This window comes from Streptomyces sp. NPDC091280, assembly GCF_044768565.1.
Lineage (GTDB): Bacteria > Actinomycetota > Actinomycetes > Streptomycetales > Streptomycetaceae > Streptomyces.
On the sequence record NZ_JBIVUZ010000028.1, the window covers coordinates 24,093 to 30,984 of the forward strand.

A 6,892-nucleotide genomic window follows, 5' to 3' on the forward strand; every position below is an offset into this window, starting at 1 on the left:
CGGGAGAGTGTCCGAAATCGACATACGGGGCACACTCGGGCGGCTCCGGGCCGTGCTGCGTGGTTCGGCGGGCGCCTACTGGACGTTGACCGGACTGTGGGTGCTGCTGCGCGCCGGGACGCTCGCCGTCGGGCTCCTGTTCCAGCGGCTCTTCGACGCACTCGGAGCCGACGGCGCGGTCTGGCTGCTCATCGCCTGGGTGGCCGCGATCGAGGGGGCCCGGTTGTGCCTGCAGTTCGGCGTGATGATCAACCGGCTGGAGCCGCGCGTCCAGTACGGCACGACGGCGCGGCTACGGCAGCAACTGCTGGACTCCGACCTGAGCGGCTGGGGAGCCGCGGCCCGTGTCCCCCCGGGAGAGGCCCTGCGGGTGGTGGGGGAGGATGTCGACGAGACCGGCTTCTTCGTGGCCTGGGCACCGACCATCGTCGCGCAGTGGCTGTTCGTCGTCGCGTCGGTCACCGTCATGATGCGGATCGACGCGGTGATCACGAGCGCGCTGCTGGTGCTGCTGGTCCTGATCACGGTGGTCACGGCCGCGGTCCACGGCCGCTTCCTTCGTCACCGGCGTGCCACGCGCACCGCGTCGGCCGAGGTCGCGGGCGCCCTGCGGGAGGCGATCGGGGCCGTGCAGGCGGTGCAGGCGGCTGCCGCCGAGGACCATGTGGCCGCACACATCGACCGGTTGAACGCCGCCCGCGCGCAGGCGGCGGTGCGCGAGGAACTCTTCGCGGGCCTGCAGCGGACCGTGATCGGCAACGCGGCCCCCATCGGTATCGGCGTCGTCCTGCTGCTGGCGGCGGGCCGGGCGCACAGCGGGACGTTCAGCATCGGGGACCTGGCGCTGTTCACCTTCTACCTGCAGATCCTTGCCGAGGCGATCGCCTCGATCGGCATCCTCTCGGTCCGGCTGCAGCGGGTCTCGGTGGCCCTCGCCCGCATCACCGACTTCCTCGGCGGACGGCTCCGGACACCGGGCGAGAAGCCGATTCCTCCCCTTCGACAAGCCGACGAACTAAGGGAGTTGACCGTCCGTGGGTTGACAGCACGGCACCCCGGCTCGGGACGCGGCATCGAGGACGTCGACCTGACCGTCGTACGCCACTCCGTCACCGTGATCACCGGCGGCGTCGGCTCCGGCAAGTCGACGCTGATACGGGCCATCCTCGGCCTGCTGCCGCACGAGCGAGGCGGCGTGCTGTGGAACGGGGAACCGATCGCCGATCTCACGGACTTCCTGGTGCCGCCACGCTGCGGCTACACCCCCCAGGCCCCGCGCCTGTTCAGCGGATCGCTGCGGAACAACGTCCTGCTGGGCCTGGACGTCGACGACGACAACGACCGCGACGGCAGGATCTTCGAGCGCGTCGCGCACACCTCGGTCCTGGGTCCCGACGTCGCGGCCATGCAGGACGGCGCCGACACCGTCGTCGGCCCGCGTGGTCTCCGGCTCTCCGGCGGACAACTGCAGCGGACGGCGATCGCCCGGATGCTGGCCCGGCGCCCCGAACTCCTGGTGCTGGACGACGTCTCCAGTGCCCTGGACCCCACCACCGAGCAACTTCTCTGGGACCGGCTGCTGGACGGCTCGGTCACCGTCCTCGCGGTGTCACACCGGCCCGCGCTGCTGCGCGCCGCAGCCCGGGTGGTGGTGCTGAAGGACGGCCGAGTGGACGCGGTGGGGACGGTGGAGGAGGTCCAGGCCCAGTCCGCCGAGATGCGCCGGATCCAGGCCGACCCGGGGTGACGTCACCCCGTTGTCGCGGCCTTCCTGAAAGTGAGCAGTCTTTCGAGGCTGACCAGTGCGTTGCCCGGTTCGGAGAGCGGGACCCATCGAGTATTGCTGATGGGTCAGTTGTCGGTGTGTGTCGGTGTGTGTCGGCTGAACCGGTGCGGCCCGCGAGTTTCCGAGTTCCGCGCACGATCAGCGTTGATTGCTCAGGGTTGCGGAGCCGCCGGTAGCAGCGGTCGAGTTGGTGGCACGGGTGCAGACCGTAGGAGTGATCGCCTCACCCTGATCCGTCCCGAAAGCCACCCGGCCCGCGCCACCCACTCCCACCGACGCTGCGTCCGTCCCAACTCCACCGCCAGAGGGGCCACATTGACGCACTGCAGCGAGTGGTTCCGACCGGCGTCCAGCAGCCACCGGCCATGCTGCACGGACACCTGCCACCGCGGCCGATACGCCCACCCATCCTCAACAGCCCCGCGCCGAGCCGCGCACAGCGTGCCTCGGCGTCTTTCGACCCTGAGCAGGATCCCGCTTGTGTATCCAGGGGTGGGAAGTGACAGGGTCGCTTGCCGGCCTCCGGGTAGGGCGCGCCGAAGGGGAGGGGTCAAGATGCCCGAGAAGAAGGGACGGTGGATTCACCCGTCGCCGACACGGGGCGTCAAGTACCGGTACCGGTAGGCGGCACACGGACTCGGCCGGCCCCAGAGAGTCCCGCTGCGGCACCCGGCCGCACCGCATCGAAATCCACCGGCTGGCAGATACAGGCGCGAAGTCTGCCCGCCGCTTGAACACGGCCCCGTCCCGCAGTGCGCGAGACGAGGCCGCGCATTGCACACCGCCCGCAGCGCGCCGTGCGACCGCCGTGCGCCTTCGCGCGGCACCCCGCACGGTAGGGCCGCAGTCGGGTAGGGCAGCATCTGCTCAGTCATTGCCTGCCCATGAGGGGTCGTCATGCGTTCCTGCCGCCGCGTTGCATCGTCTGTCCTGCTCATCTGCCTGACGCTCGCGGGCTGTTCTCCCACTGCGCCGGGCAGCTCGGCGCCTTCCGGGAGCGCCAGTGGTACGGCCGAGCCGTCGGGCGCGGGTGGGGCCGGGCGGGCGATCGCGGTGGGGGAGGGTCCGCAGAAGGCGTACACGGTGCAGCAGCAGCCGGCCGCGGGCAGCTGCCACTACCGTTACGAACACGGCGAGCCGCTGGAGGACCCGAAGTGCACGCCCGGCGCAATCTCCCCGGCGGTCACGCAGTCGAATCTCAAGTCAACGATCTGCCGCAAGGGCGGCTACACCTCCGGCGTCCGGCCCTCCACGTCCGTCACCGGCCGGGAGAAGAAGCTGAACGCCGCCTCCTACGGGTTCACCGGCCGTATGGGGGATGCCGAGTACGACCACCTCATCAGCCTCCAGCTGGGCGGGGACCCAAACGACTACCGCAACCTGTGGGTGGAGCCCGCCGACCCCGGCCACAAGAAGGGTTCAGGGGTCAACAACGCGAAGGACCCGGTCGAGACGAAGCTGCACACCGCGGTCTGCAAGGGCCAGGTCACTCTCGCCGCCGCGCAGCAGGCGATCGTCACCGACTGGACCACCGCCCTCAGCGGGCTCGGCCTCGGCTGACGCTCGACGCGGTCGGGGAGGGTCGTGCTGTGCCAGGCGGCGAGTTGGGTGTACGCGGGTGAGATGTCGGAGCCGATGCCGACGCGCCCGAGGGCCTTGGCCGCCGCGGCGGTCGTTCCGGTGCCGCCGAAGGGGGTCAGGAGGCTTCCGAGCGGCGGGGCGCTGCGTCGAAATCCCGTGCCGCGGGCTCAGTAGGTCACCTACTCAGCGGCCGAGCGCCTCGGTCAGTACGACGGTGACGCCGAACGTGCCGGGACGGTCCAGCGCGATCGGGGTCAAGGAGCAGTCCACTACGGCCTGGACGGGCGGCACCAGCTCGCCTGGGCACCCGCCAACCATCCCCACGGCACGGACCCCCACCACGAACTCCAGGTCCTCCGTCAACTTCTCAGAAGGCACCCCCGTCTTCCAACTCGGTCTGTGCTGGGGCCGTCCGGGGTGGTTTGGGGCCGATGCGCCCATGGCTGTTCGGGCCGTGGGGACTGATGCTGTCGGATCAGGGCACAGGAGTGTGGGATGCGGCGCCGGGAAGACGGCGCTGACGGGCTGGCCTGCCGTGGTGGCTCCATGTCCTCCTCGTAGGCAGTGGACGAGGTGTGTGGGGGGAGCTGTGCCCGGTCGGGAGTGGTGGAGATGAGCAGTGGGTTTTCCCGCGTCGGCGCGGGCAGGATGACCGAGTTGCCGCCCGGGGAGGCGGTGGAGCTGCTGGCGAGCGTGCCGCTGGGCCGGATCGGCTTCTCCCACCGGGCGTTGCCGGTGATCCGTCCGGTCAACCATCTCGTGGACAGCGCGCACATCGTCATCCGCGCCCATGCCGACTCGGCGCTGCTGCGCAATCCGCTGGTGCCTGAGGTGGTGGTCTTTGAGGCCGACCACATCGACCTCCAGTTGCGTACCGGGTGGAGTGTCATGGTCACCGGACGGGCCAGCCAGGTCACGGACCCGCTGGAGGCGGCCCGCTACCAGCGGCTGCTGGTGCCCTGGAGCGACATGGACATGGACCAGGTCGTCAGGATCTCGATGGAGATCGTCACCGGTTACCGCATCGGGCCCTGAAGGGGCAGGGCCATACGCCCGGCTGCCGTTGCGGGGCGGGATGTCAAGGTGCCGTCCGGACCGAGGGTGTGCCCCGGCGGCCCGGTACGCGGAGCTCGGGCGGTAGTGCACGGTGAAGTGCCGAGCGTTGCTGTGCCATGCCGCAGCGGCGGGAGCACCGTGCGGCGGCGTGTCACATCCGGGCGGTGCTGCTGCCGGGAGGGCCGTGTCGGAGTCGGTGCCGACGTGGTCGCGGCCGGAAGCGGGTGGGAGCGCCCCCGGCCGGGTGTCCGCGCGGGGAAGAACGCTGCCCGCGCGGACACTGTCCCGTTCTCCGTCCTGGTGGCTGCCGCCGCGGCTGGTCGGCGGCAGCGTGTGTTGGCCGCGTGCACGATGCCCCGTACTCCGCTGCGCAGACCCTGGACGCCCGGAAGCGGGCGCTGAGCGTGGCCCGGGGGCCAGTAACGACCAGTTCGCGGGCACGCTCTCAACGTTGGTTGATGCAGGGCGCCTTCGGTGCGAGCGCGGTGCATCGGACTTCGCCACAAAAACAAACAGGTATCTCAATGGTGGGTATGGAGTATGGACCCTTCCCCCTGACCTGGTCGAGCTGCAGGCGGACTGGCAGCTGACGTACGCGGCGCTCGCCGTGCCGCACCCGGCGGACACCACCGCGCTGCGCCGCCTGAAGAGTCTGTCGGGCCGGCTGCAGTTCCACTCGTGCTGGTCGGGCCCGGGCCGTGCCCCGGCTGCCCGTGTCGAGCTGCGCTGCCAGACCCGCACTCTGGGGGAGCGGTGGTGAACCGGGCGTCCGGAGCACCTCACGGAGCGGGAGGAGCAGATCCTGCGGTGCGTCCGGCGGTGGATCGCCGATCACGGGGAGGGGCCCTCGGTGAGGCAGATCGCCGACGACATCGGGTTCAGCAGTACGTCGTCGGTCGCCTACCACCTCGGCAACCTCCAAAGCAGCGCGGCGTCCTGGTCCGCGACGGGCACGGCTGGCGCACCTGCCGCCTGGTGCGGTGACCAAGGGCGAATGGATCGTTGACAGCGCGTCTCAGGACGCGCGCGTCGAGGGGCGCCAACGCGGCTTGCAGCTTCCTTCGAGCACGGGGACGGAGGTTGCAGGTGGCGACTTCGAGCACTGAACTTGAGTGGTTGATGTGGGAGTTGTTCGCCTGACAGTTGGTCCGGGTGCCGGTAGCCCTGTATCTGTGAGGTATGCGCAGGGGGGGCCGGCTGAGCGACGCTGAGAGGGCTGCGGGGATCGGTTACGGCTCCAGGCCGTGGAACTCTTCGCTGCCGGGCAGAGAAACCAGCGGATCGCGGCTGCGCTGCGTGGTCGGCGCACATGAGAATCAACCAGCGCCGGCCTGCCGTGGCGCTGCCCGATACGCCAGCCCCCGCATGAGGGCGTCCCGCACGCTCGCCTTCAAGTGCCGAGCCCACGGCGGGTCGGTCTCGTCGCGCATCGTGCTCCAGCAGGCGAGAGCGTAGCCGTACTCTACGGGGCTCAGGTATCCCATGCGGTGAAGTGGTTGGTCCCTGCGCCCGGTGAGCATACGGTCGGTGAGCTCGCCGACCGGCATCACCGAGTACCCTGCCGCCTTCGCGTAGTCGTCCGCGGCGTTGGCCGACAAGACGCCCATGCCGAGGTAGACGGTCACCAGGTCGGTGAGCCGCTCCTCCTCGGCGTGGGAGATGCCCAGCCTGGCGACGCGCCCCTCACCGATAAGCCGGGCATGTGCCAACTCGTGTGCGACGAGCGCCGCGAACGAATTGGGCCGGGCGGCCACGCGGCGGTCCAGTTCGATCACCGTCCGGTCGAGCGTCTTGCGGTACTCACCGACCTGATGCTTCCTGTCCTGAACCTTCTCCGGGGACTCCACCAGCAGCACACTGATGCCGGAGACGTCCGCGCCCATCACCGCACCGACCCGCCGCACCAGCAGCTCGGCCTGCTCCTGCGTGCCGGTGAAATCCGCTGGGACGAAACCTGGGAGTGCGATCTCGCGGCGCGGCGTCGCGGGCCCGAATTCCTTGGCGCACCACCGCAGCCAGCGCTCGGTCCACGTCCGCTGTTCTTGCGGCACGGGACACTCTCCCGGAGAGTCGGTCCGCAGCCACGGTTTCGGCCCCGTCGTGCTGATTCCGGCCGACGGCCGGTCCTTACCGCGTAGCCAGTCCGCCATCCGGTCCGGCACCCATCTGCCCATGACACCCCCGGCGATCCCGCGGGCGGCTCCGGCCGCCCTCTCCTCCTAATGTGGGACGTGTCTCGGTCCCCGGCAGTTGCGCCGGCTGGGCCGAGCAGTCGCGAACCGTCTATGCCGCACATCCCTGGCTGCAGCTGCCACCGCGATTCCGAACGTCCGTGTCCGATGGTCGCCGATTACAACGCTCCGACCGACATCACGAGTTCAAGTTCAGTAGAGGGCGTCTGAAAAGCCTCTCAGCGGGCTGATCTTGCGAGGCGGCGCACGAGGAGCATGGCCATGGTGAGGTAGATGG

The 6,892-nt window shown here is 70.0% G+C and carries 6 protein-coding genes and 1 pseudogene; 4 read left to right on the top strand and 3 right to left on the bottom strand.

Translation table 11 applies throughout. From position 1 onward, the window contains the following. The first annotated feature begins 7 nt into the window (after window positions 1-7). Window positions 8-1,747 (top strand): ATP-binding cassette domain-containing protein, encoded by a 1,740-nt coding sequence (locus ACIQPR_RS48010; RefSeq protein ID WP_403663796.1) that lies wholly within the window; start codon window positions 8-10, stop codon window positions 1,745-1,747. A gap of 936 nt (window positions 1,748-2,683) precedes the next feature. Further along, window positions 2,684-3,346 (top strand): hypothetical protein, encoded by a 663-nt coding sequence (locus ACIQPR_RS48015; protein ID WP_403663799.1) that lies wholly within the window; start codon window positions 2,684-2,686, stop codon window positions 3,344-3,346. 50 nt (window positions 3,347-3,396) lie between these two features. Here the strand turns inward: ACIQPR_RS48015 and ACIQPR_RS48020 are convergent. Beyond that, window positions 3,397-3,486, bottom strand: a pseudogene (locus tag ACIQPR_RS48020) (DNA methyltransferase); the annotation flags it as partial. Window positions 3,487-3,550: 64 nt separating this feature from the next. Then, window positions 3,551-3,745 (bottom strand): hypothetical protein, encoded by a 195-nt coding sequence (locus ACIQPR_RS48025; protein WP_403663802.1) that lies wholly within the window; start codon window positions 3,743-3,745, stop codon window positions 3,551-3,553. A 234-nt stretch (window positions 3,746-3,979) separates the two neighbouring features. On the opposite strand from ACIQPR_RS48025, the gene ACIQPR_RS48030 reads away from it, so the two are divergent. Next, window positions 3,980-4,402 carry a pyridoxamine 5'-phosphate oxidase family protein gene (locus tag ACIQPR_RS48030; protein ID WP_403663804.1) on the top strand — a complete coding sequence of 141 codons (423 nt, stop codon included), beginning with the start codon at window positions 3,980-3,982 and terminating at the stop codon, window positions 4,400-4,402. Between the two features lie 844 nt (window positions 4,403-5,246). Next, complete coding sequence (locus ACIQPR_RS48035; protein WP_403663810.1) at window positions 5,247-5,429, top strand: hypothetical protein; 183 nt, start codon at window positions 5,247-5,249, stop codon at window positions 5,427-5,429. Window positions 5,430-5,739: 310 nt separating this feature from the next. Here ACIQPR_RS48035 and ACIQPR_RS48040 read toward each other — a convergent pair whose 3' ends face one another. After that, window positions 5,740-6,474 carry a hypothetical protein gene (locus ACIQPR_RS48040; protein WP_403663807.1) on the bottom strand — a complete coding sequence of 245 codons (735 nt, stop codon included), beginning with the start codon at window positions 6,472-6,474 and terminating at the stop codon, window positions 5,740-5,742. Between the last annotated feature and the right edge of the window lie 418 nt (window positions 6,475-6,892).

Bases quoted from the DNA above. Each gene is read 5' to 3' on its own strand.
- ACIQPR_RS48030 (WP_403663804.1), top strand. From the start codon at position 3,980: ATGAGCAGTGGGTTTTCCCGCGTCGGCGCGGGCAGGATGACCGAGTTG.
- ACIQPR_RS48015 (WP_403663799.1), top strand. From the start codon at position 2,684: ATGCGTTCCTGCCGCCGCGTTGCATCGTCTGTCCTGCTCATCTGCCTG.